The organism is Citrobacter rodentium NBRC 105723 = DSM 16636, assembly GCF_021278985.1.
Classification (GTDB): Bacteria; Pseudomonadota; Gammaproteobacteria; order Enterobacterales; family Enterobacteriaceae; genus Citrobacter_A; species Citrobacter_A rodentium.
In genome coordinates, this window is the sequence record NZ_CP082833.1 from 2,831,912 (window position 1) to 2,855,594 (window position 23,683).

Below are 23,683 nucleotides of genomic sequence, written 5' to 3' on the forward strand. Positions count from 1 at the left end.
GCGCAAGTCGTAAGTACACATTAATATGCGTATTGCGCAATTATAGGGGGCTTTATGCAATCACCGCTAAGAAATTTGCGAAAATCGCAAAATTTAACACTCTCATATGTCGCCAACTTGGTGGGCATTGATCCTGCCAACTTAAGCCGAATTGAACGGGGACAGCAAATTGCTTCTCTCGATGTAGCTGAAAGGCTGGTGAAGTTTTATTCGGGCCAGATAGACGAACTCCAGATTTTGTACCCGCAGCGTTATGTAAACCCTACAGGGAAGAGCGTTAAAGCTGCACCACAGAAAAAAGGGGATAGCCGTGGGTAACGAACCGCAGTGGAAAGTTGAACGTCAGCCAGCCTGGCTGGTGGCAGCAATTAAAAAAACGATCGCTGAACTGCCTGGCGGATACGCCGAGGCGGCTGAATGGCTTGATGTTACGGAAAATTCGCTCTTTAACCGCCTGCGTGCCGACGGCGACCAGGTTTTCCCGCTGGGCTGGGCAATGGTGCTGCAGAGCGCTGGTGGCTCAAACCACATCGCCGATGCCATAGCGCGCCATTCAAACGGCGTATTCGTGCCGCTGGCGGACGTGGAAGAAGTTGATAACGCCGACATCAATCAACGTCTGATGGAGTCGGTCGAATGGATCGGGCGTCATTCTCAGTATGTGCGAAAGGCGACAGCAGACGGCGTGATTGACGATGCCGAAAGGGCGCAGATAGAGGAGAACAGCTATCAGGTCATGGCTAAGTGGCAGGAGCATTTAACGCTGCTTTTCCGCGTTTTCTGCCAGCCAGAAAAGAGTGACGCCCGCGAGTGTGCAGCTCCGGGCGTCGTGGCAGATAAATCTATGTGTATGGAGAAATCCGCATGAGCAATTTAACCGCAAATAGCCAGCGTTCGCAACTTCGCGCGCTGCCAGTTCGTGGTGGCAAAGGCGATGTCACGTATTGCTATGCCGTAAGAGTACCCGGCGGCTGGGCACTCGTGAACCACAGCTTTACCGAGTGGGCTGTGGGTGACTTTATTTCCCGGGGAGGTCAGCAAAATGCCACAGCAATTGATTAATCGCGCACAGGCTGCTGGTTTTTCACCTGCATTCGGCGGCGTAGTGACAATGAGCAGCCGTGAAATCGCCGCTCTTGTGCAGAGTAAACATGGTGACGTCAAACGCTCCGCTGAGCGCCTGAATGCTGCTGGTCTTTTAACCGCGCCGTTGGCGCAGTTCGATTTTGAGCATAACGGCAACGTTTATCAGGAATATCGGTTCAACAAACGCGATTCTTTGGTGCTGGTTGCCAGACTTTCTCCTGAGTTTACGGCTGCGGTTGTGGATCGCTGGCAGGAGCTGGAAAGCACAGCATTAATTCCCCAGACCCTCCCCGAAGCGCTCCGCCTGGCCGCCGATATGGCAGAGCAGAATGCGCAGCTGTCACATAAGGTTCAGCAGGACGCGCCAAAGGTGGCGTTCGTAAACCACTACGTAGAGTCTGGCGGCGCCAAAGGCCTGCGTGAGACGGCGAAGATCCTCAACATGCCGGAAAAAGCCATGATAGATGCACTGGTGCGTGACAAGGTTTTGTTCCGCCAGTCCGGCAATTTGCTGCCTCATGCCCTGCGCCAGCGGGAGGGCCTGTTCACTGTCAAAACCGGCACGTCTGATTTCGGTCATGCCTATACGCAAACCCGCGTAACACCTCGTGGCGTCCAGTGGATCGCCGAGCGCTACGCCTCCGAATTGATGGGGGGCTAACGTGACAGAGCATATTCAACCTCTGAACCGATATTACCGGGATCATCACGGTATTGTCGTAAATGTGATCGGTTATGACGCAACTGGACAGCGTGTTATCTACCGCCGCCCAGGATATGACTGGGAATGTGCGGCACCGCTGATCGTGTTTCGTTCCAGATTCGTGAGGGTAGATAAGTGAGCGTTAAATTATCTGCATACGTCTGGGATGGCTGTGCGGCGGCTGGCATGAAGATTTCCAGTGTCGCAATCATGGCACGCCTGGCAGACTTCAGTAACGATGAAGGCGTTTCCTGGCCGTCCATTGAGACTATCGCTCGCCAGATTGGGGCGGGGTCCAGCACAGTCAGAACGGCTATTGCAAAGCTGGAAGCTGAAGGGTGGTTGACCCGTACCGCTCGCCGCCAGGGTAACCGTAATGCATCCAATGTTTATCGACTTAATGTGAGGAAACTCCAGGCGGCGGCATTCTCTCACCTGCCAGATTCTGACCCGTCAAAATCTGACGCATCAAAATCTGACCCGTCAAAAATTGAGGCGTCAAAATCTGATAAAAATGGCGGTTTTCACCCGTCAGAATCTGGCGGGGATCCGTCAGTAAAATCAACTACTGATCCATCAGATAAAAAAACTTCTTGTCCGGTTGCGTCGCAACCCGCCCCTGCTGTGGAGATCACTGATCAGGCTAAACAGGTTCTGACTTTTCTGAACCAAAAAACAGGATCCCGTTATCAGGTGGGGAAAACGTCGCTGGAGAATATTCGCGCCCGGCTGGGGGAGGGGTTCACCATCTACGAACTCACTCTGGTTGTGGAGTACATGACCGAGAAATGGGGGCAGGATTTTAAAATGTCCGAGTACCTTCGACCTACGACACTGTTTCACCCAACGAAATTCCCTGGTTACCTGCAGGCCGCGAACAAATGGCACAAGGCTGGTCGCCCTGAGCGCAAAAATGGCGAGTGGGTTAACAACCACAGCCCTGCTGCGCGGGCAACCTTCAAAGATGTGGATTATTCACTACCAGAAAACTCGGGATTTCGCTCATGAATAAATACTGCCTGGCGCTGGCTGAACTACGTAGCAAGCCAGTCCACGAGTTAAAAGAAGTTGGCGATCAGTGGCGCACGCCGGAACTGTTGTTCTGGGGCATCAATGCGATGTTTGGGCCGCTGATGCTGGATTTGTTCGCCGACGACAGTAACGCCAAATGCCCGGTCTGGTACACCGCCGAAGATAACGCTCTGACACAGGATTGGTCGGAAATGCTGATCGCCATCGGTGGCGCCGCGTTCGGCAATCCGCCCTATAGCCGATCGCAATACGACGGTAAGCAGGCGATCACCGGCATGAGTCATATCATGAGCTATGCCTCTGCCATGCGTGAGAAGGGCGGTCGCTATGTGTTCCTCATCAAAGCGGCACCTAGTGAAACATGGTGGCCTGAAGATGCTGATCATATTGTTTTCATCCGTGGCCGCATTGGCTTCGACCTGCCTGCATGGTTTATCCCGGCAGACGAGAAACAGCAGCCTACCAGCGCATTTTTCGCTGGCGCCATAGTGGTATTCGATAAGACATGGCGGGGCGAGCGTTTCAGCTACATTCATCGCAGTGATCTAGAGGCTAAGGGGCGGGCATTTATGTCGCTGGCCCAATTTGCCGCGGAAAAAGTGGTGCCGCCAGCCCCGGTGGAAGACGTTATGCCTGCTGGCTTGGGACAGCCAGAAGTGGAGTCGCGTATCTGGCCGCTGGAGGTTGGCCTGGTATTCAATCAGGTTGAGGGAGCGGATTCTCTGGAGTTGGCCCAGCAGAACAAGCTGAAGGCGAACATCAATCAGCTCTGGCTTGAGCGTATGCCCACCAGCGAAATAATCACCGTGGCTGGTGGTCTGGTCTACAGCATGCAGGGAGCCGTCAATGCGTGAAATTATCGTTGATAACTTTGCTGGTGGCGGCGGCGCGAGTACCGGGATCGAGCTGGCGATCGGGCGCAGCGTGGATATTGCCATCAACCACGATGAAAACGCGATCGCTATGCACAAAACTAACCACCCCGATACCCTGCATTACTGCGAGTCCGTGTTTGACGTTGATCCGCTGGCGGCCACTGGTGGTAATCCGGTCGGCCTGGCCTGGTTTAGCCCTGATTGCCGCCACTTCTCAAAGGCGAAGGGTGCTAAGCCGGTAAAAAAAGAGATTCGCGGTCTGGCGTGGGTAGTAGTACGCTGGGCGCTGGCGAAGCGCCCGCGTGTCATGATGCTGGAGAACGTGGAGGAGTTCAAAACGTGGGGGCCGCTGCTGGCAGACGAAATGCGCCCGGATCCATCCCGCGCGGGCGAAACCTTCGCGGCGTTTGTTGGCATGCTATCCACCGGCATACCTGCGGATCATCCCGCCCTGTCTGAGGTGTGCGAGTTCCTGTCTGTACCTAAAGGCAGCGAGCAGGCGCAGCGCCTTATTAACGGGCTGGGCTACGGCATCGATTATCGCGAACTGCGAGCCTGCGATTTCGGCGCGCCGACGATCCGCAAGCGATTCTTCATGGTCATGCGCTGTGATGGTGAGGAAATTCACTGGCCAGAGCCAACACATGGCGATCCTAAATCGCTGGAAGTTCAGAGCGGCAGGCTGGCGCCATGGCGTACCGCGGCGGAGTGTATCGACTGGTCAATCCCCTGCCAGAGCATTTTTGAGCGCCCAAAGCTGCTGGCGGAAAATACGCTGAAGCGCATTGCGCGTGGTATTGAGCGGTTTGTGCTGAACAACCCGACACCGTTTATTGTGAAGTGTAATCACACCAGCAGCCGCACGGCATATGACTGCTTTCGTGGGCAGGGCATTGATAGTCCGCTGCAGACTATTACCAAAACCCATGGATACGCTGTCGTTACCCCGTTTATCGCCGGTAATGGTGGTAGCGAATATCAGGCGAAGCCGCGGGCGATAAATAAACCGGCCCACACCGTGTTAAAAGAGTCCCGCGCCTGCCTGGTGGCGCCAATGATAGCCCGCCAGTTTGGTAACAGTACCGGACACGGCGCTGATGAACCCAATGGAACAGTAACCGCTGGCGGTGGTGGAAAGTCGCAGCTGGTGACCACCTTTCTGGCGAAACACTTCGGCGGTAATTATACGGGGCCGGGTGCCGCTATGGATGCACCTGCGCATACCGTTACGACCACTGATCACCATGCTGTTGTGACCTCACACCTGGTTCATCTGCGCGGTACCTGCAAAGACGGTCGAAAAGTGGATCAGCCCATGCCTACGGTGACCGCCGGCGGTCTGCATATCGGAGAGGTTCGCGCCTTCCTGATGAAGTACTACGGAAATGAAAAAAGCGGCGTATCGCTGGATGAACCGCTGGGAACCGTCACAACCAATGATCGCTTCGGCCTGGTAACGGTTGATGGTGCCGACTACCAGATCGTCGATATTGGCATGCGCATGTTGCAGCCTCATGAGTTGTATAAGGCCCAGGGCTTTCCTGAAGGTTACATTATCGATCGTGATTATCGCGGCCAGCGCTATGCAAAAGACAAGCAGGTAGCGCGCTGCGGTAACGCCGTTCCGCCCCCGTTTGCCCGTGCGCTGGTAGAAGCCAACCTGCCCGAGTTATGCAACCAGCAGCGGGAGGTTGCATGAGAGCGCTGTTAACCCCTGAAGTTGTGCCACGTCTTGGCGTGGTACTGCTCAAACCGGGCAAAGAGTTAATGCGCCTTTTCTCCGCGGGGCGCGTGCTGGTGGAGTCCGAACCGGAGAACATGGCCAGGCTGTCAACCGGCCGTGTTCCTGATGCCCGGCAGCCGCTGGCGGAGGATGAAGCGCTGATCCCATTCTTCACTGATGAGAGGGTGATCCGTGCTGCGGGTAGTCTCTCCGGGCTGGATCACTGGCTTGAGCGGAATATCGGTGAATGTCAGTACCCGCACTCGGATTATCACCATCATGAGCTGGTGACCATGCGACACGCCCCGGGCGCGATGATGCTTTGCTGGCACTGCGATAACAAACTTCGTGAGCAGTCAACCGATCTGTTGGCTGGTATAGCGCGCCGTAACGTTATTGACTGGATCATTGATACCGTGCTGGTCGGCCTTCGGTTTAATCGCGAGCGGGAATTGTCGATCGCTGAGCTGTGCTGGTGGGCTATTTATGTCGGTGTGGCAGATGCCATTCCGGAAGAACTGGCAGCCAGAGTGATGCAGATGCCCTATGAACCGTTCCCATCTGTATATAAAGAAAGCGACATTATTGCCGCAGATAACCGACCAACCGTCGCCCTGCAGAGGAGGATAAAAACGGCTGGATCGTTAAAAAGGTGCAGGCCACAGGAAAATCAGCAGGTAATGCAGGAGCAGCAGCCAAGGGTTATTGCATTGAGCGCAGATCCTGAATCACCGGAGTCGTTCATGTTACGGCCTAAGCGCCGCCGCTGGGAGAATGAGAAGTATACGCGCTGGGTTAAAAGTCAGCCCTGCGAGTGTTGTCGCCGTCCGGCAGACGATCCGCATCATGTTATCGGTCATGGGATGGGTGGCACTGCTACCAAAGCCCATGACCTGTTCGTGTTCCCTCTGTGCAGAGAGTGCCACGACAAATTGCATGCCGATGTAGCGGCGTTCGAGCAGAAATATGGCACACAGCTGGAACTGCTGTTTCGTTTTCTGGATCGGGCGCTGGCGATCGGCGTAATTGTTAAAGCGTAAGTGTATGGAGCGCTAATCTGAATGAACTTACAGGCCATTGAATATACCCGTATAGAAGTAAAGCGCGCCCTGGCGAATTTATCTGAAGGGACAAAGGGGCAACTGCAGGCGTTTAGCGAACATCCACCGGCAGACAAAAATAAAACGCCCCGCTGCGGGCAGCCTCTTATCGAACTGGAGGGCGGGGAAGGCTGTGGACACTCGCTTGTGAAGGCATTAACCACGCCTGTTTATGTGCTGGAAACGAGAAGCCGGCGGCGACCGTTCCCGCCAATGCAGGATCTGGAATTTAGTTACGCGCCGTGGCGCCGGGTAATCAATTCACTGGATGACTACCAGCAGGCATGGATCCGTTACTGCTACGGTTTCGATCTGAACTTCAGGTACCAGACGCTGATGTGCCAGCATGTATGGAATGAGTTTCAGAATTGCAGGGTAGAGAAGAAGCTGCAATCACGGGTAGTGAAAAAACTGGTCGGTCTTGTCTGGCTGGCAGCGCAGGAGGTGGCTGCGGCCAGAAGCAATGACACATATAAAGAATACGCCGGTGCGGCGCTGGCGCGAATGATGTCTGTGGATCGTTCAACCTGGTTACGTGTGTATGCATCGCACTGGGCGAGATTTAAAGCGGCATTCGTCGAGCTTGACACTCAGGCGCTGCAAACGATCCTCATCAGGCGCGAAGGGCTGGAAGTGGCTAATGCGCTGGAAATGTGACCTAAATTTCACTAACTCCGTCTAACGCGCTTGCAAAATGCAACAAAATGAGCCATATTTAAGGCTAATTTGATATTTTGTCAAAACTGTATCTAACCTCGTTTCGGCGGGGTTTTTTTATGTCTTTTGCAAAGACTTCTTGCTGCTGTCGGCGACCAGAGTTATCTGTATGTCACACTATTTTTTAAGGTAAAAGACATGCTAAATCAGCAAGATATGACAGAAGAAGCGAAAGCAATTCTTAATGAACTAAGTACAACGCCAGCGACCGCTGGGGAAATTGCAGAGAATACACACCTGAGCCTTGCACGCTGTGAATTTATACTCACGCAATTAGTGATGGCGGGGTTTTCGTTTTATCAATTCGGATGTTATAAGCGCCTCCAGTAATGGTGGCTATTGGCTGTGAAAATGGGCGGCTGGTGGGTGTTGGAGCACTCCACCAGCCATTCGCTCATGTTTGAGGTCACAAGCGAACCGAGGCCCACCGCTTTAGCGCTAAAGCACAGTGAGCCTATCAGAGTCCCGCTTACTGATCTATGAAAAATACTGTAAAAATAAACAGTGTTGAGTTAATCAACGCTGACTGCCTGCATTACATCGCCACCCTTCCTGATAACTCCATCGACCTGATTGTTACCGATCCGCCTTACTTCAAGGTGAAGCCAAACGGATGGGATAACCAGTGGAAAGGGGATGAAGACTATCTTCGCTGGCTCGATCGCTGCCTGGCTGAATTCTGGCGAGTGTTGAAACCCGCCGGTAGCCTTTACCTGTTTTGCGGCCACCGGCTGGCTGCAGATATTGAAATCTTAATGCGCGACCGCTTCAGCATCCTGAACCACATCATTTGGGCTAAACCGAGCGGTCGCTGGAATGGCTGCAATAAAGAAAGTCTGCGCGCGTATTTCCCGGCCACTGAGCGTGTTCTGTTTGCTGAACACTATCAGGGGCCATGCAAGCCCAAAGACGATGGTTACGCGGCAAAATGTGGTGAACTCAAACAGCATGTGCTGACACCGCTTATTACCTATTTTCAGAATGCCCGGGAATCCCTTGGCGTTACCTCGAAACAAATCACCGAGGCCACTGGTAAGAAGAACATGGTTTCGCACTGGTTTGGTTCCAGCCAGTGGCAGCTGCCGGGTGAAGCGGATTACCTCAAATTGCAGGAGCTTTTCACCCGGATCGCTATCGAGAAGCATCAGCGTGCCGAACTGGCGCAGCCTCATCACCAACTGGTGGCAACATACCAGTCACTGAACCGTAAATATTCCGAACTGCTGGAGGAGTACAAATCCCTTCGGCGGTATTTTGCCGTGTCGGTGGCCGTGCCATATACCGACGTATGGACGCATAAACCCGTCCAGTTTTATCCCGGCAAACATCCCTGCGAAAAGCCTGCTGACATGCTGAAGCAAATCATCAGCGCGAGCAGCAGACCCGGGGATGTGGTAGCTGATTTCTTCATGGGCTCCGGTTCCACGTTAAAAGCGGCGATCGATTTAGGCCGTAAGGCTATTGGCGTCGAGCTGGAAACAGAGCGGTTTAACCAGACCGTTGAAGAAATCAGAGCGTTACCAGAAAAATAAACGGCTCACTCAATGAGCCGAAAGCGTCATCAATCGGCTCACCACGTTTGTCATGCTGTGGTGGTCATCTCTTTCAGGCTCAGGGTTTCATCCTCTATATAGCCATGTAGCGCCACCACCCTGAAGCCTGAATTTCCCCCAACACAGCACCTCGAACATCACTTCGGAGGTGGATTCATGAACCATGCAAACGGGATTTTTGAGCAAACTATGAAATGGATCGCGATGTACCTCCCTTCGGTATACGCAGGTCTGTGCGCCCTGGGCATTTCAGCGCTGATCGACATCAGGGCAGGAAAGCCGAAGCTGTACACGGCAACGGGAGCGCTGATCTGCGGTATTTTCGCCCTGGCCATTTCAGCATTACTTGAATACTTCGGCCTCCCTGCTAATTCCGGCGCGTTTGTGGGTGCGCTGGTGGGCTTCGTTGGTGCTGATCGCCTCCGCGATATGGCGCTGGCTGTTGTCTCCAGGAGAGCCGGCATCAACACAAGGGAGAGCAATAAATGACAGCACGCGGGATCCGCAATAACAACCCCGGCAATATTCGCTGGGGTGACGAGTGGAAGGGGCTGGTGCCAGAAACTCAGCGCACTGATAAATCATTCTGTCAGTTCAAATCGGCGGAGTATGGCATTCGGGCGATGATCATCATTTTGCGCAACTACCAGCGTAAACATGGGCTCAGCACCATCAGCGGGATCATAAACCGCTGGGCACCGACCAATGAGAACGACACGCAGTCCTATATCAACAGCGTAGCGAAAGCGACGGGCGTTGATCCCGACCAGCGTATTGATACCAGCGACAGCCGATTCATGATGAAGCTGTTGCAGGCCATCATTCAGCATGAGAACGGGGACCAGCCATACAGATTTGATGTTTTCGTTAAGGCTATCGATCTGGCGGGGTGACAGATGTTCTCTCTGCTGAAGACATTCTGGAAGCCTCTGGCGATCATACTGCTGGTGGTCATTGCGTTTGTTACGGGAGATAGCTGGCGCGACCGGGCCTGGCGAATAAAATGGGCGGATCGTGACAGCGCAGAGTCCTCACAGGCTGCTAACGCGCAGACTGCTGCCCGAATGATTGAGCAAGGGCGCATTATTGCCCGTGATGAGGCCGTGAAAGATGCACAAACGCAAGCCGCAAAAGCTGCTGCCACTGCTGCTGGTTTGTCTGCCACTGTTAGCCAGCTGCAGCAACAAGCTAAAAAACTTGCCACCCGCCTGGACGCCGCAAAGCACACCGCAGATCTTGCCGCTACCGTCCGAAGCAAAACAGCCAGCGCCAACGCCGCGATGCTCGCCGACATGCTCGGACGCCTTGCAGATGAAGCTAAATACTATGCTGGACGATCTGACAAAAGCTACCGCGCTGGAATGACGTGTGAACGTATTTATGACTCAGTTAGAGCATCCAACAATCAAACAGAGGTTATCGATGGCAACTATCATCACGCCGATCATTAAGTATTTTGAGTATGAGCACTTACCTCCGCATTTACAGGAAGTCAGTAAGCCTATCGGTGATCTGGCTAAGCTGATGGATGCAATGCTGCCGAATGGCCCGGAGAAGTCGGCTGGTTTGCGTAAACTTCTTGAAGCGAAAGATGCGCTGGTGCGTGCAAAGCTGGGCTAAATGAATTCACTGCCGTAGATCGGGTGGCAACCGACGCTGGCCCAGCGAACAGGGCATTACAGCAGCCATCCCCCTTGTTGCTGTGTGCGCCCATGTGTCGGCATGGGCGGGCTGAACCCTTATGATAACCAGGGATAATCTGGAGTAACACCATAACGGGCAGTGCAGGCGGGCTTCTTCGGAGGCTCGTCGACAGTGCTTTTTATTTTCTTCTGAATACCCGGCTTATTTCCGGGGTAACTCAGCATAAACGATCTGTTTCAGATAGCATCCAGTTTCAACTTTCCCCGGAATATATTTTGGATACACAGTGAAAAACTCCGTCATCGCTTGTGCAGCGTCGGGGCCATCCCTGACGCTTGCCGATTGTCAGCTGCTCTATGAGGCTGAAATCCCCATTATTGCCGTTAATGATTCATGGCGTGTGGCGCCGTTCTGCTCGGCAATCTATGCGGCTGATTTTGCATGGTGGCGGGAGCACGCCAGCAAAATTCCTGTAACGGCGGCGCGCTGGTGTGGCAGCCGTTACACCGCCATTCATTTCGGCATTAGCTACCTGCAAACAGCAATACCGGGATCGTTTAACTCAGGGCAGCGAGCCATTGAGTTAGCCGCCACCCTGGGCGCCAGCCGGATTCTGCTGTTGGGCTATGACTGCTCACTGAAGCGCGGGATTCACTGGCATGGGGCCCATGCCGCCGGACGACTACGAAACCCGACACATGAAAGCGTTATCGCCTGGCAGGGTGAATTTTCCCGCCTGGCCGCGGCCTGCTCTGGGGTGGAAATTGTTAACTGTTCACGGGATACCTCTCTGAAATGCTTTCAACGCGAAAGGCTGGAAACAGCAATAGAGCGATTATCGTCGCATCCGGTCCCAGTGCGGCGGAGTTCAGTCCACCGGACGGGGTGACAATTATTGCGGTGAATGGAGCTATCGACTGGCTACCGAGCACCGATTATTTTTTCACGCTGGATCCCAGTCCGGAAAATATGAGCCGGCTGGCTAATCCGCGCCCGAACATCTGCTATGTGGCGGCTGTTCCGGATGATATCGGGCTACCGCCGCATGTTATCAGGATGAGGCGAATCTCATCGCGTGGCGCTGAACCGGCAACGGTTGGATCACCTGGCTGGTGGTTATGGCGCTGGTCGTGTACTCCCGGCCTGAGCAATAGCCCTGGCGAAATTCATTCTGGTAACAGTGCCTACGGCGCGCTGGGTCTGGCGTACCACCTGGGATTTATCGATGTAGCTCTGGTGGGGGTTGATGCGACTGACGAAGAGCGTGTGGAGGGCGGCTGGTGCCGAGACTTGTCTCATTTGCCGTTACTTTTCGCGTCAGCCCGGCCTCAGATTAATGTGGTTTCTCTGGGAAAGCTAGCTTCCGTACCTCAAATGACACTTGCCGAATGGATGGATATGACTGATGAGAGATAAGCCCGTAATCGCAACGGTTTTACGCAGCGGTGGCGCATATGCACCAGAGCATGTGAAATGGCTGAAACGGCAGCTACCTGGTGGATATGACTTTGTGTGCTTCTCCGACAGGGCTATCCGGGGAGTTCGTACTATTCCCCTGAAGCAGAGCTGGCCGGGCTGGTGGAGCAAGATCGAATTGTTCGATCCGGCTCAGTGTGATAGCGACATCTTCTTTCTTGATCTCGATACGGTTATTACCGGTGATATTACGGAATTGCTGGCAGAGCAGCGCATGGGAATTCTGGCTGATTTCTATCATCCCTCAACGGTGGGATCTGCCGTGATGCGAATACCGCATGGAAATAAAGCGTCGATATGGGAACAGTTCATGGAAGCGCCGGTGCGCATCATGCAGGAGTGTACGCAGCCTGGGAAGAAATGGGGTGACCAGGGTTTTCTCGATGATGTGTTTCAGCCCCGGATTATCTGGCAGAACGAGTATCCCGGCCAGATAGTCAGCTATAAGCAGCACATCGCGTGCGCCGGAATGCCAGGATGGCACTCATTAAGGTCTGAAGGCAATGGAACGTTGCCGCCCGATGCACGAATAGTCTGCTTTCATGGAAACCCGAAACCGTGGACCAGTAATTTACCATGGGTACCAGCACTATAAGGGGTGTCCAATGGCTGATTTACGTGACCTGTCACGCCAGCTGCAGGCGATAAAAAAGCAGATTCCTTTCGCCACGGCCCAGGCTATGACGTCTGTCGTTCGACAGATAGAGGCTGCGCAGAAGACGGCATTCCAGCGCAGGCTGGATAATCCGACACCATTCACCGTTAAGTCGGTTGGCTCAGTGGGGGCAAGAAAGAGCAACCTGCGCGCCCGGGTGTTTGTTCGCGATACGGCAGCCGGATACCTGGAGCCTTTCGAATTTGGTGGAGAGCATAAGCTGAACGGCAAAGCACTGCTGAACCCCAAGAACATCAAGCTGAACAAATACGGCAACCTGACCCGTAACAAGATGAGCCAGCTAAAGGCAAAGCCGAATACCTTCATCGGTGACGTCAACGGTGTTAACGGTGTATGGCAGCGCAGGAAGCCAAAGAAGAGCAAGAGGAAAAAGCGGGCTAAACGCTCTCCGAACGGCATGCGCCGCGACAGGATGAAGCAGCCAGCCCCGAAACTCCTTATTCGCTTTGGTGATGCGCTTCCTGTCAGCCCAGTACTGGGATACATGGACAGAGCGAACCAGATGGCGGAAGCGCTGCTACCTGGTGCACTGAGTCAGGCAATAGCGGAGGCTCTCCGCACCGCGAAGTAGTCCGCATATTTTTCAAATCGGGAAAATCGACGATATCCCCCGGGGAGGACGGCTCAGAAAAAAATGGGTCCTTCCTAACTGGCTGATATCACACGGGCATTGCGCGCCGCGATGTTCGGCTAGCTATGAACTTTTGAAATTTGGGTAACAGGTAACAGCCGGGGTAACACATGAACCAGTCAGAATTCGCCAGGTTGCACGGCGTCAGCCGGAAGACGGTCACCCAGTGGAAAGCCCGGGGCTGGCTGGTTCTGGATGGTGAAGATATCGATGTGGACGCGTCCAACGCGAACATTGAACGCTACCGGAAAACGGTGAGTCGCCCGGGTAAAAAAAATGCGGAAGGTAACAGCCAGGGTAACAGGAAGGGTAACACCACCAGGAGTAACAGCCAGGGTAACACCGCGACGCCGGAACGACCGGAGTCGGCCAGTAAAGTGGCAGAGCGGATCCTGGTTGCCCGTGGTGCTGAAATGACGCTGGATGAAGCCCGTCAGATGAAGGAGAACTACCTGGCGCTGCTGACGCAGCTGGAATATGACACAAAATCCGGCGCACTGTTGCCATTCGAAGAAATGATCTCTGAGGTCAGGAAAGAATATTCCCGGATGCGTACCCGCCTGGTGGCTATCGCCCCGGAACATGGCCCCCGGCTGCGTGTGCTGGCCCCGACTGTCAGCGATGCTGAATTCGTCCAGGCGCTTCAGGAAGTGGTGTATGAGGCTATGGAGGAGTTGAGCAGTGACACAGACAGCAGAGGGGGGGATCAGCAATAACGCCTGGCGCCGCTTCCGCGCCTCGCTGGTCCAGGCCCGTGCAGACGTTCGCCCGCCGGAACCTCTATCGCTGAGCGAATGGGCCAATAAATATGCGGTGCTGTCCAAGGAAACCAGCGCCCAGACGGGTAAATTTCGCTCCTTTGCGTACCAGGACGGCATCATGGATGCCATTACGGATCCTGCTGTTGTCCAGATTAGTGTGATGAAATCGGCCCGTGTCGGCTATACCAAGATCCTCGACCACGTAGTGGGCTATTTTCTCTCACATGACCCGTCACCGATCCTGGTGGTGCAGCCCCGTGTTGAGGATGCCGAGGATTACAGTAAAACCGAAATATCGCCGATGCTGCGCGATACCCCCGTTCTGGCTGACATTTGCGGTAGTCCCAAAGCGAAGGACAGTAATCAGACCATCCTCAAAAAGACGTTCACTAATGGTGCTAACCTGACCATGGTGGGGGCGAACAGTCCTGGTGGTTTCCGTCGTATCACCTGCCGCATCATCCTGTTTGATGAGGTGGACGGGTACCCCGCAGGTGGCGCTGGTGCGGAAGGCGACCAGATAGCGCTGGGGATCAAGCGCTCGGAAACGTTCTGGAACCGAAAAATAGCGCTGGGCTCGACACCGACGGTGAAAGGCATCAGTCGCATCGAGAAAGCGTATCTGGAGAGCGATCAGCGTCGCTATTTTGTTCCCTGTCCACACTGCGGCGAATATCAGGTTCTGGAGTGGGGCGGCCCGGATACGTCTTACGGTATCAAGTGGGAAAAGGATAAGGACGGCAACGGCATTCCTGAATCCGCTTATTACGTCTGTCGGCACAACGGCTGTGTGATTCAGCACAGCGATAAAGCATGGATGGTGAAAAATGGTGAATGGCGCGCGACCCGGCCATTTAGCGGCCATGCGGGATTCCATATCTGGACCGGATACAGCCTGTTCCCTAATGCGGCATGGAAATATCTGGTCGCGGAGTGGCTGAAGGTAAAAGACGATCCCCTGCAGCGCCAGACCTTCATTAACACCACCCTCGGGGAGCCCTATGAGGACAGGGGGGAGAAGGCGCTGAGTGAAAAACGGCTGGCTGAGCGCTGTGAGGTTTACGCCGCCGAGGTGCCGGATGGCGTGGCGGTTCTGACGGCTGGGATTGATACCCAGGACGATCGCTTTGAAATCGAGGTCATCGGATGGGGACGTAACGAAGAGTCCTGGTCCATTGCCTATGACGTGATCGAGGGTGACCTGGAAACCGAAGAGCCCTGGCAGCGCCTGGACGCGTACCTGAAGCAGGTATGGCGCCGGGCTGATGGCCGGGGATTCACCATCATGGCCGCCTGCCACGATTCCGGAGGCCACCATACCCAGAAGGTTTACGAGTTTGCCAAAGAGCGACTGGGACGCCGTATCTGGGCGGTAAAAGGGGAGTCCGCCAGGGGCGGAAAGCGGTCACCCGTCTGGCCGACCAAGCGCCCCTCATCGCGCAGTAAGGCGACGTTCCGACCAATCATTATTGGCGTCAATTCAGCAAAGGATACTATCCGCAACCGACTGCATATTGAGCCGCCGGAGGCCGGGGAGTCGAAATCGGCGTATATGCATTTTCCGGCTGACCGGGATTTGCATTATTTCGGGCAGCTACTGGCCGAACGCTCTGTTGTAAAACACTCCGGCGGCCAGACCTATCGCGTCTGGGAGCAACTGGCAGGCAGGGCTAACGAGGCGCTGGACTGCCGTGTTTACGGCTATGCCGCGCTCTGCGGTTTGCTGCATATGGGGCTGAAGCTGAATGCGAAGGCCGACAGTATCGCCGCTAACCCGGAACGACTGATTGCCGCAGAGCCGGATCCACAGCCGAAACCGGATTACCGGCTGCCGGGCGTCATCATCGAAGAGCCAGCGGCGCCGAAGCGCCGACGGTTATCACAGTTACTACCTCAGTAAGGACCATCATGTTTAACCGAAACACCAGCCTGCTTGCCGGTGGAATGACTCGTGAGCAGCTCCAGGAGGCACTGGCAAAGGCACAGCAGGCGTATATCGATCTCACTACCGGGAGTCGTGGTGTTTCGTTCTCCTATTCACAGGGAGACGGCACGCGCTCTGTTTCTTACCAGCAAAGCAGCTTGGCTGACCTGCTGGCGCTGATCCAGTTGCTGCAGGCGCAGCTGGGAATTGTGGCGCGGCCACGCCGACCGGTGAGGTTCCGTTTCTGATGAATAAAGTGCAAATCCTGGGCGTGGACGGGCGCCCGCTGGCACCCTCCCGCCCCTCATACACGGCGCTGACCGGTGGCAGCCGGGTGCCCTACGACGCTGCGGATTCGTTCAGCGACCAACTGGCGAACTGGCAGCCCGCGCTGTGGTCGCCGGATAACGAAATCAATATCTACCGGGATCGTATCGTTTCCCGGGTGCGGGATCTGGCGCGTAACGATGGTTGGGCCAGCGGCTCGATTACCCGGGTGCTGGATAATGCCGTTGGGGCGAACTACCGGCCCATCATGAAACCGGATTACCGGATGCTGGCGCTGATGACCGGCAACAAGGCGTTCGATGCCACCTGGGCCGATGAATACGGAAAAGTCCTCGAAGCGCACTGGCGCACCTGGGCGAATGACCCCGGGCGTTATTGCGATGTTGAGCGTAAGCAGACCGTTTCCCAGATGCTGCGTCTGGGGTTTCGTCATAAGTTGCTGGATGGTGATGCGCTGGCGGTCCTGCAGTATCGCCTGGACCGGCTTGGCCCCGGTCGCGGGCGGTATGCCACGACGGTTCAGATTGTGGATCCTGACCGCCTGAGCAACCCGCAGCAGAATTTCGATATGCCGCATATTCGCGGCGGCGTCGAACTGGATGATGACGGGGCGCCGGTGGCCTACCACATCAGGCAGGCCCATATCGGCGACTGGTGGAGTGGAGAGAAAACGCTGACATGGGAGCGCATCCCGCGGGAAACTTACTGGGGGCGTCCCCATGTGGTCCATGACTATGACCATGAGCGGGGCGCCCAGCACCGCGGCAACGGCATTCTGACCCCGGTGGTCCAGCGCCTGAAGATGCTGATTAAGTACGACCAGTCAGAACTGGAAGCCGCAATTCTTAACTCCATTTTCGGCGCCTATATCGAGTCTCCCTACGATCCGGAGATGGTCCAGGCGGCGATGGGTGAATCCTACGATGATACCAGTCTGGGCGCTTACCAGGACGGACGCATTGGCTTTCACAGCGATCGTCGTCTGACGCTGCAGAACGGCGCCCGGATGCCCATTCTGTATCCCGGGGAAAAAATCGCGACGGTTAACGCTGCACGCCCGCACAGTAATTTCGAGGTTTTCGAGGCCGCTGCGCTGCGCAATATCGCCGCAGCAACGGGGTTGTCCACCCAGCAGGTTACCCAGGACTGGTCAGACGTTAACTACAGTTCGGCCCGCTCCGCCATGCTGGAAGCCTGGAAAACCCTGACCCGGCGCCGCGACGATTTCGCTGTTGGATTTGCGCAACCTATTCTGAGCGCATTTGTTGAAGAGGTGCACGATACCGAAGATTTACCGCTGCCTGCTGGCGCGCCTGACTTTATTGAGGCCCGCGCCGCGTATACCCGCGCCCGCTGGATGGGGCCGGGCCGTGGCTGGGTGGATCCGGTTGCCGAGAAGAAAGGGGCCATTCTGGGGCTCGATGCCGGCATGTCCACCCTGGAAATGGAGGTTGCCGAAAACGTGGGCGAAGACTGGGAAGAGATCATGGACCAGCGCAAGCGGGAGATCGACGCCTGTCGGGAACGCGGCATTCCGCTGCCGAGCTGGGCGCAGGCAGATACGTTTGCCAGTGAGACGATTACCGATCCGGAGGAAAAATAGTGAATTTACCCCATCTGGCACAGCGGCTTTTTAATACGCCGCTGGCGATTCACCCGCATAAAGCTGAGGTCATTATGGCGGCCGTCATGGATCGATTTGGCATCAGCAGGGTGGAGGCATCCATGGCGATGTCTGATGAGTCGTATGGCTATGACGATAACCGACGGCGCTCAACGCAGCGGGATCCGGGCTATGACAATGTGGCCGGGATTGCGGTTATTCCCATTCAGGGGACGCTGGTCCAGAAGCTGGGCTGCCTGCGTCCATACAGTGGAATGACCGGTTATGACGGAATACGGCAGACCTTTCTGACCGCGATGGCAGACCCTGAGATTACCGGGATTTGTCTTGACATCGACTCCCCGGGTGGGGAGGTAGCCGGTTGTTTTGACCTGGTGGATGAAATCTATAGCGCCCGCGGCGATAAGCCGATTCACGCCATTTTGTCAGAGAGCGCCTATTCAGCGGCCTATGCTATCGCCAGCGCCGCCGATCGCATCTGCGTACCGCGCACCGGTGGCGTCGGCTCTGTGGGCGTGGTGACCATGCATCTGGACTGGAGCCAGCGCATCATGGATGACGGCCTGAAGGTCACAATCATTACCTTTGGCAGCCGTAAGGCGGAGGGGTCGCCCTATAAAGAATTGTCCGATGAGGCGTTTACGGCCATTCAGCAGGACATTAACGCAATGGGGGAACTGTTTGTTAACACCGTTGCACGTAACCGTGGTATCAGCGCAAAAGTCATTAAAAACACCCAGGCGGCGTGTTTTATGGCCGGTGATGGCGTTGAACTGGGTCTGGCTGATGAGGTGATTACCCCGGATGCCGCTTTTAGAAAACTACTTTCACTGACAGGAGCCTGATATGGCAAAAGCATCATTCAGTTTCGCCCATCTGTTGGGTTTAGGCGCCTCTGCATCTGAGGATGAAGAGGATAAAAAAGCGAAGAAGGCCCGCAGCCGCCGCGCTGAAGAAGACGAGCGCGAGGACGATGCGGAAGACGATGATCGTGATGGTGACGCCGAAGATGACGACCGTGAGGACGACGCCGAAGACGATGAGACCGATCCGGATGCGGAAGGTGATGATGAGCAGGAGCCGGATGCGGAAGAGGATGACGGCGATGATGAAAAGGAAGGAAAAGCGACACGTAAGGCCCGAACGGCTGAACGCCGCCGCTGCGCCCGTATCTTTGGCAGCCACCATGCTGCTGCTAATCCGGCGCTGGCTGCATCGCTGGCATTCAATACCGGGATGAGTTCGGCCGCCGCTATCAGCGTCATGAAATCGTCCGCAGCAGCACAGCGTGGTGCCGGGGCTGCTGGCGGGCGTCGCTCTCTGGATGAGCGCATGATGTCCGGGCAGCAGGTCCGTCTGGGCGCGGATGGGGGGAAGGCGTCAAATGGTAAATCGGAGCTCGTCAGCAAAATGACGCAGCTCTATAACAATGCGCGAGGTGAAAAATAATGGATCAGTTTGGGCCAAACCCGTTTTCTCCGGGAATGCAGAGTTCTCTGTTTGTCCCCGATCAGCTGATTGCCGGTACTCTGCAGCTGGTCACCGATACGGTGATGATTGATGCCGGTAACGTGCTAACACGCGGTACCGTACTGGGTATGATCACCGACTCCGGTAACTATACCGCCTGCGTTAAAACGGCTGCTGACGGTAGCCAGACGCCGCTGGCCATTCTGGTGGATGATGTTGATGCCACCGACGCAGAGCAGCAGGCCGGTGTTTATCTGATGGGTGAATTTAACCAGAATCGTGTCACTATCGATAAAAGCTGGACCATGGCGGAGATGAAAACCGCGCTACGCCCGGTAGCCATCTTTCTGCGCGACAGTGTACAAACGCCGCTTTCCTCTTCCTGATCCCCGAAGCACTGAACGTATGCCTTAACCGGCAGGGGTGCTTCTGTTCTGAATTTGGCCGGCCAGTGAGCCGGCATAGCAAAGAGACCTGATATGAAGAATATTTTTGATACCAGTGTGCTGGTGCAGGTGGTGCCGAACCTGAAAACCAGCCAGAACTGGCTGCTGGACCGCTTCTTTCCAAATGTGGTGACATCTGACCAGGAAGAGGTGGCGATTGACGTGGACGTGGGTCTTCGCCGTATGTCGCCGTTTGTGTCTCCGCTGGTGGAAGGCAAGCTGGTGGAGTCCCGAACCTACCAGACCAATACCTTTAAACCTGCGTATATCAAAGATAAGCGCGCGCCGGATCTGCGTAAACCTATCCGTCGTCAGATTGGTGAACGCATTGGCGGAGAATATACCGCGGCTGAGCGCGAAATGCTGAACCTGCAGTTCGAGATGGCCGATCAGATTGACATGATTAACCGCCGTCTGGAGTGGATGGCCGCCAGCGCACTGACTACCGGCACCGTCACAGTCTCCGGCGACGGATACGAAACCCGTGTGGTGAATTTCGGGCGCGATCCCTCTCTGACCGTCACCCTGAGTGGCTCGGACGTCTGGCCGCTCACTGTGGCAGCCGGTGCCACGAACACGCGACCGTCAGATGATATCGAGGACTGGCAGACCCGTGTCCTGCAGAAGTCCGGCGCGGTGGCAACCGATCTGATTTTCACCAACAAATCCTGGCGTGCGTTCCGTCTGGATACCACCATCAAGGACAACGCGATCACCTTCCCGGCACTGAGTCCGTTTGGTAACCAGGTCAATGCCGGGGCGCAGATCATGAAGGGGGCCGTCTATAAAGGGCGCTGGGGCAACTTTGACCTGTGGCTTTATAACGACTGGTTTATTGACCCGGAAGATAACAAGGAAAAACCCCTCATCCCGGACGGCGCTGTTCTGATGAGTTGTGCCGATTTGATGGGAACCCGGGCATTTGGCGTCATCATGGATCCTGCCTTCAACTACGGGCCATTAGCGTACGCGCCGAAAACCTGGGTCAAAGAAGATCCCGCTCAGCGCCTTCTGCTGATGCAGTCCGCGCCGCTGGTGATTCCGAGCCGGGTCAACGCTTCACTTTGCGCAACGGTGGTGTGATATGGGTAAAAAGAAACCGGAAAATGAAGCCCTGCTTCAGGCAGAAGAAACAGGGTATGACGGGCCGGAAGATGAAGAAATTCTGGACGCCGAAGAGTCGCAGGACGAAACATCGGATCCTGACTATGTGGTGCTGAAGGGGAACTGTGTCCGTCATAACGGGCGGGAATACGGTGAAAATAGGCGTATTCCCGTCACCGGTGCGGATGCTGAACGTCTGATTCAGGCGGGTGTCATTGCGGACCTGCAGGCGGTCCGTAAAAAGGCGCTGGCGAAGGCGTCCGGCGTCAGTATTACGGAGGGCTGATTATGGGGGTTAACTGGGATACCCATCTGCTGGCACCGTTGCATCAGGTTTTTGGTGACCGGCATGAGTACCGCCCGCGCGGCGGTACGCCGTTTGACGTGAATGGCATCTTTGATCGGGGCTATGTGCAGCTGGCTGAGAACCTCGATGGCGATGCTGAGATCAACACCACCAGTCCGGTGCTGGGCGTCAGGGATTCGGATTTTACCCGACCTCCGGAGCAGGGAGATCGTGTTTTTATTCGCACTGTCGGCGGTGTTCCGGTTAATCAGCTGTTTGTTGTTATGGATAAACAGCCCGACAGCCACGGCGGCACAAAGCTGGTGCTCAACGTCGTCAGGTCCCGATCATGAATGCATCCACTATCAGGCAGCTGGTTGTTGCCAGCCTGGCCGGGAAGACGGACGCCGGGGAGCGCGTCTATTCTCCCCGGGACTGGCCCACCCGGGCCGATATCTATCCGGCAATACTGGTTCAGACCCCCTTTGACCACAAGCGTTCTCAGGGCCGTAATGCGCCGGCATTCACCACCGTGACCACCATCCGGATCACGGGGCGGGTGCAGGAATATGACGGCGAATCAGAGGATGATGGCGCCATGCGGGCCGAAATCGCGCTGGAGACGCTGCGCGATCAGGTCGAGCGGGCTGTTATCAACAGCTATGAGCTGACCCGCCGGATTCAGCAGTATGCCGAAGTGCGATCGACAATCAACGTAGATGCCGACGGTGAGGCACATCTGGGGCAGTTGCTGGTGGAAATCGACATCGAGCACTACCAGGGGCCGGAGGACTTCTATCCTATCGAAACCCACCCCCTGGAGGGCGTGGACATCACTATTGAAATGCCGGACGGCACTCCGCGCCCCGGCGTCAGTATCGATCTGCAGGAGTAATTATGTTCGTAAAACCGAAGGACGGGCTCAGCGTTCGCTGCCCGGTCCGGGGCGAAGCTTTGCCCAAATCCGGCGCCGAGGTGCCGGATAATACTTTCTGGCGCCGCCGTTTGCGCGATGGCGATGTGGCACTGGTTGAAACCAAAAATAAGGGGGCCAGTAAATGACCGTCCCGTTTTCCCGAATTCCGTCTAATCTTCGAACCCCGCTGTTTTTTGTGGAGTTTGATAACTCTATGGCGAACAGCGCCACGGCAACCCAGCGCACGCTGCTGATTGGCCAGATGCTGGATACCGGCACCACGGCGCCGGATATTCCTGTTCGCGTTTCGTCCGTGAATGTGGTCGGGGAGCTGACCGGCAGGGGCTCGATGCTGCATGCGATGATGACGGCTTACCAGCAGAACGATACCGCTGCGGAGATCTGGATCCTGCCGCTGGCCGCTGACTCCAGCATGGTCAGCGCGACGGGTAGCATTGCCATCAGCGGAACGGCGTCAGGGGCTGGTGTGATCTCGCTTTATATTGGCGGTACCCGGGTACAGGTATCCGTAACCTCCGATGATACCAGTAGTCAGATTGCCACCGCGCTGGCCGCGGCGATTAATAAAAAGGCGGGGATTCCGGTAGCGGCGTCTGCGAATGCCGGTGCCGTAGAGCTGACGGCCCGTAACCCCGGAAGTTGCGGTAACTCGGTGGATCTGCGCCTGAACTATCTGGGCTCACAGGGTGGAGAGGCAACACCTGTCGGCCTGGATATCACCATTTCGCCCATGACCGGCGGCGCCGGTGCACCTGATATGGTTGGTGGGCTGGCAAACCTGCAGGACAAGACCTTTGATTTCATCGTAAACCCCTGGGATGACACGGCATCGCTGGACGCCATAAAGGCGTTTCTGTCGGATGCCACCGGGCGCTGGTCCTGGGAGCAGCAGCTCTATGGTCATGCATTTGGTGTGACCAGTGGCACCTACGCGGAGCTGGGGACAAAGGGAGAAACCCGCAATAACCAGCATGAGACGCTGATGGGCGTGAACCGGTCACCGTCTCCGTCTTATGTCTGGGCGGCGGCACTGACCGGGGCCATAGCGCCGTCGCTGCGTAACGACCCCGGTCGTCCCACTCAGACCCTGCCGGTGTATGGTGTGCTGGCGCCAGCGCTGGAGGATCGGTTTACGCTGACCGAACGCAACAACCTGCTGCACAGCGGTATTTCCACCTTTACCGTAGCGGATGATGGCACCGTTAGCGTGGAGAACGTGATCACCACCTACCAGACCAACGCTTACGGCGATGCGGATGACAGCTATCTGCAGGTGGAAACGCTGTTTAACCTGATGTTTGTGGTTCGCTATCTGCGCACGCAGGTAACCAGCAAATTTGGCCGGATGAAACTGGCGGCGGACGGGACCCGGTTTGCGCCGGGAGCCGCCATCGTGACCCCGAACGTCATCAGGGCAGACCAGATCGCGGAATACCAGACCCTGGAATATAACGGCTATGTGCAGGATTCGGCATCATTCGCGAAAAACCTGATCGTCGAGCAGAACGCATTGAACCCCAACCGGGTCGATGTCCTCTGGCCCGGAACGCTGATGAACCAGCTGCGCATCTTTGCACTGCTGACACAGTTCCGCCTCCAGGCGCAGTCAACTACAGGAGCTTAAACA

The 23,683-nt window shown here is 55.7% G+C and carries 33 protein-coding genes; all 33 read left to right on the forward strand.

What is annotated here, in order from left to right; translation table 11 throughout:
- The first annotated feature begins 54 nt into the window (after positions 1 to 54).
- The 33 genes from K7R23_RS13355 to K7R23_RS13515 all read left to right on the forward strand — a co-directional run bounded on the left by K7R23_RS13355 (position 55) and on the right by K7R23_RS13515 (position 23,680).
- Entirely contained in the window at positions 55 to 318 is a 264-nt protein-coding gene (locus K7R23_RS13355) for a helix-turn-helix domain-containing protein (RefSeq protein ID WP_012906796.1), read from the forward strand.
- The gene (locus K7R23_RS13360; protein ID WP_012906795.1) at positions 311 to 868 is read left to right on the forward strand and encodes a YmfL family putative regulatory protein; all 558 of its coding nucleotides are present in this window, start codon (positions 311 to 313) and stop codon (positions 866 to 868) included. The genes K7R23_RS13355 and K7R23_RS13360 overlap by 8 nt, the downstream gene beginning before the upstream one ends.
- A complete protein-coding gene (locus K7R23_RS13365) occupies positions 865 to 1,062 on the forward strand; it encodes a hypothetical protein (RefSeq protein ID WP_024132789.1) in 198 nt (65 codons plus the stop codon). The genes K7R23_RS13360 and K7R23_RS13365 overlap by 4 nt, the downstream gene beginning before the upstream one ends.
- The gene (locus tag K7R23_RS13370) at positions 1,043 to 1,747 is read left to right on the forward strand and encodes a phage regulatory protein/antirepressor Ant (protein ID WP_012906794.1); all 705 of its coding nucleotides are present in this window, start codon (positions 1,043 to 1,045) and stop codon (positions 1,745 to 1,747) included. The genes K7R23_RS13365 and K7R23_RS13370 overlap by 20 nt, the downstream gene beginning before the upstream one ends.
- Position 1,748: 1 nt before the next feature.
- On the forward strand, positions 1,749 to 1,928 hold the full coding sequence (locus K7R23_RS13375; protein WP_012906793.1) for a DUF4222 domain-containing protein: 180 nt from the start codon (positions 1,749 to 1,751) through the stop codon (positions 1,926 to 1,928).
- On the forward strand, positions 1,925 to 2,797 hold the full coding sequence (locus K7R23_RS13380) for a conserved phage C-terminal domain-containing protein (protein WP_012906792.1): 873 nt from the start codon (positions 1,925 to 1,927) through the stop codon (positions 2,795 to 2,797). Before K7R23_RS13375 ends, K7R23_RS13380 begins: the two co-directional genes overlap by 4 nt.
- Positions 2,794 to 3,675: a phage N-6-adenine-methyltransferase gene (locus tag K7R23_RS13385; RefSeq protein ID WP_012906791.1), complete on the forward strand. Its 882-nt coding sequence runs from the start codon at positions 2,794 to 2,796 to the stop codon at positions 3,673 to 3,675. Before K7R23_RS13380 ends, K7R23_RS13385 begins: the two co-directional genes overlap by 4 nt.
- Positions 3,668 to 5,395: a DNA cytosine methyltransferase gene (locus K7R23_RS13390; RefSeq protein ID WP_012906790.1), complete on the forward strand. Its 1,728-nt coding sequence runs from the start codon at positions 3,668 to 3,670 to the stop codon at positions 5,393 to 5,395. Before K7R23_RS13385 ends, K7R23_RS13390 begins: the two co-directional genes overlap by 8 nt.
- Complete coding sequence (locus tag K7R23_RS13395; protein WP_012906789.1) at positions 5,392 to 6,459, forward strand: DUF968 domain-containing protein; 1,068 nt, start codon at positions 5,392 to 5,394, stop codon at positions 6,457 to 6,459. Before K7R23_RS13390 ends, K7R23_RS13395 begins: the two co-directional genes overlap by 4 nt.
- 21 nt (positions 6,460 to 6,480) lie before the next feature.
- Positions 6,481 to 7,176 (forward strand): bacteriophage antitermination protein Q, encoded by a 696-nt coding sequence (locus tag K7R23_RS13400; RefSeq protein WP_012906788.1) that lies wholly within the window; start codon positions 6,481 to 6,483, stop codon positions 7,174 to 7,176.
- 198 nt (positions 7,177 to 7,374) lie between these two features.
- Positions 7,375 to 7,566, forward strand: coding sequence for a DprA-like winged helix domain-containing protein (locus tag K7R23_RS13405; RefSeq protein WP_012906787.1), 192 nt, complete (start codon positions 7,375 to 7,377; stop codon positions 7,564 to 7,566).
- A 149-nt stretch (positions 7,567 to 7,715) separates the two neighbouring features.
- Entirely contained in the window at positions 7,716 to 8,768 is a 1,053-nt protein-coding gene (locus K7R23_RS13410; protein WP_012906786.1) for a DNA-methyltransferase, read from the forward strand.
- A gap of 177 nt (positions 8,769 to 8,945) precedes the next feature.
- Complete coding sequence (locus tag K7R23_RS13415) at positions 8,946 to 9,278, forward strand: phage holin family protein (protein ID WP_012906785.1); 333 nt, start codon at positions 8,946 to 8,948, stop codon at positions 9,276 to 9,278.
- A complete protein-coding gene (locus K7R23_RS13420; RefSeq protein WP_012906784.1) occupies positions 9,275 to 9,682 on the forward strand; it encodes a hypothetical protein in 408 nt (135 codons plus the stop codon). Before K7R23_RS13415 ends, K7R23_RS13420 begins: the two co-directional genes overlap by 4 nt.
- Before the next feature lie 3 nt (positions 9,683 to 9,685).
- The gene (locus K7R23_RS13425) at positions 9,686 to 10,240 is read left to right on the forward strand and encodes a DUF2514 domain-containing protein (RefSeq protein ID WP_012906783.1); all 555 of its coding nucleotides are present in this window, start codon (positions 9,686 to 9,688) and stop codon (positions 10,238 to 10,240) included.
- A complete protein-coding gene (locus K7R23_RS13430) occupies positions 10,212 to 10,409 on the forward strand; it encodes a hypothetical protein (RefSeq protein ID WP_012906782.1) in 198 nt (65 codons plus the stop codon). Before K7R23_RS13425 ends, K7R23_RS13430 begins: the two co-directional genes overlap by 29 nt.
- Positions 10,410 to 10,719: 310 nt before the next feature.
- Complete coding sequence (locus K7R23_RS13435) at positions 10,720 to 11,322, forward strand: hypothetical protein (RefSeq protein ID WP_012906781.1); 603 nt, start codon at positions 10,720 to 10,722, stop codon at positions 11,320 to 11,322.
- A complete protein-coding gene (locus K7R23_RS13440; protein ID WP_012906780.1) occupies positions 11,319 to 11,849 on the forward strand; it encodes a hypothetical protein in 531 nt (176 codons plus the stop codon). Before K7R23_RS13435 ends, K7R23_RS13440 begins: the two co-directional genes overlap by 4 nt.
- Positions 11,839 to 12,504 (forward strand): hypothetical protein, encoded by a 666-nt coding sequence (locus K7R23_RS13445; RefSeq protein ID WP_012906779.1) that lies wholly within the window; start codon positions 11,839 to 11,841, stop codon positions 12,502 to 12,504. Before K7R23_RS13440 ends, K7R23_RS13445 begins: the two co-directional genes overlap by 11 nt.
- A gap of 10 nt (positions 12,505 to 12,514) precedes the next feature.
- Positions 12,515 to 13,156 (forward strand): hypothetical protein, encoded by a 642-nt coding sequence (locus K7R23_RS13450; protein WP_012906778.1) that lies wholly within the window; start codon positions 12,515 to 12,517, stop codon positions 13,154 to 13,156.
- A 170-nt stretch (positions 13,157 to 13,326) separates the two neighbouring features.
- Positions 13,327 to 13,932, forward strand: coding sequence for a hypothetical protein (locus tag K7R23_RS13455; RefSeq protein WP_012906777.1), 606 nt, complete (start codon positions 13,327 to 13,329; stop codon positions 13,930 to 13,932).
- On the forward strand, positions 13,898 to 15,877 hold the full coding sequence (locus K7R23_RS13460) for a phage terminase large subunit family protein (protein WP_012906776.1): 1,980 nt from the start codon (positions 13,898 to 13,900) through the stop codon (positions 15,875 to 15,877). Before K7R23_RS13455 ends, K7R23_RS13460 begins: the two co-directional genes overlap by 35 nt.
- Positions 15,878 to 15,885: 8 nt before the next feature.
- Positions 15,886 to 16,149 carry a gpW family head-tail joining protein gene (gpW, locus tag K7R23_RS13465; protein ID WP_012906775.1) on the forward strand — a complete coding sequence of 88 codons (264 nt, stop codon included), beginning with the start codon at positions 15,886 to 15,888 and terminating at the stop codon, positions 16,147 to 16,149.
- The gene (locus K7R23_RS13470; protein WP_012906774.1) at positions 16,149 to 17,792 is read left to right on the forward strand and encodes a phage portal protein; all 1,644 of its coding nucleotides are present in this window, start codon (positions 16,149 to 16,151) and stop codon (positions 17,790 to 17,792) included. Before gpW ends, K7R23_RS13470 begins: the two co-directional genes overlap by 1 nt.
- Positions 17,792 to 18,658, forward strand: a complete 867-nt coding sequence (locus K7R23_RS13475; RefSeq protein WP_012906773.1) for a S49 family peptidase — start codon at positions 17,792 to 17,794, stop codon at positions 18,656 to 18,658. Before K7R23_RS13470 ends, K7R23_RS13475 begins: the two co-directional genes overlap by 1 nt.
- Position 18,659: 1 nt before the next feature.
- Positions 18,660 to 19,262, forward strand: coding sequence for a hypothetical protein (locus K7R23_RS13480; RefSeq protein WP_012906772.1), 603 nt, complete (start codon positions 18,660 to 18,662; stop codon positions 19,260 to 19,262).
- Positions 19,262 to 19,669, forward strand: coding sequence for a head decoration protein (locus K7R23_RS13485; RefSeq protein WP_012906771.1), 408 nt, complete (start codon positions 19,262 to 19,264; stop codon positions 19,667 to 19,669). The genes K7R23_RS13480 and K7R23_RS13485 overlap by 1 nt, the downstream gene beginning before the upstream one ends.
- Before the next feature lie 93 nt (positions 19,670 to 19,762).
- A complete protein-coding gene (locus K7R23_RS13490; RefSeq protein WP_012906770.1) occupies positions 19,763 to 20,812 on the forward strand; it encodes a major capsid protein in 1,050 nt (349 codons plus the stop codon).
- A gap of 1 nt (position 20,813) precedes the next feature.
- Positions 20,814 to 21,119 (forward strand): DUF7210 family protein, encoded by a 306-nt coding sequence (locus tag K7R23_RS13495; protein ID WP_012906769.1) that lies wholly within the window; start codon positions 20,814 to 20,816, stop codon positions 21,117 to 21,119.
- Positions 21,120 to 21,121: 2 nt separating this feature from the next.
- Entirely contained in the window at positions 21,122 to 21,472 is a 351-nt protein-coding gene (locus tag K7R23_RS13500) for a head-tail joining protein (protein ID WP_012906768.1), read from the forward strand.
- Positions 21,469 to 22,014 carry a hypothetical protein gene (locus K7R23_RS13505; RefSeq protein ID WP_012906767.1) on the forward strand — a complete coding sequence of 182 codons (546 nt, stop codon included), beginning with the start codon at positions 21,469 to 21,471 and terminating at the stop codon, positions 22,012 to 22,014. Before K7R23_RS13500 ends, K7R23_RS13505 begins: the two co-directional genes overlap by 4 nt.
- 2 nt (positions 22,015 to 22,016) lie before the next feature.
- Entirely contained in the window at positions 22,017 to 22,181 is a 165-nt protein-coding gene (locus tag K7R23_RS13510; protein WP_012906766.1) for a DUF2635 domain-containing protein, read from the forward strand.
- Positions 22,178 to 23,680: a phage tail sheath subtilisin-like domain-containing protein gene (locus K7R23_RS13515; RefSeq protein WP_012906765.1), complete on the forward strand. Its 1,503-nt coding sequence runs from the start codon at positions 22,178 to 22,180 to the stop codon at positions 23,678 to 23,680. Before K7R23_RS13510 ends, K7R23_RS13515 begins: the two co-directional genes overlap by 4 nt.
- The last annotated feature ends 3 nt before the right edge of the window (positions 23,681 to 23,683 follow it).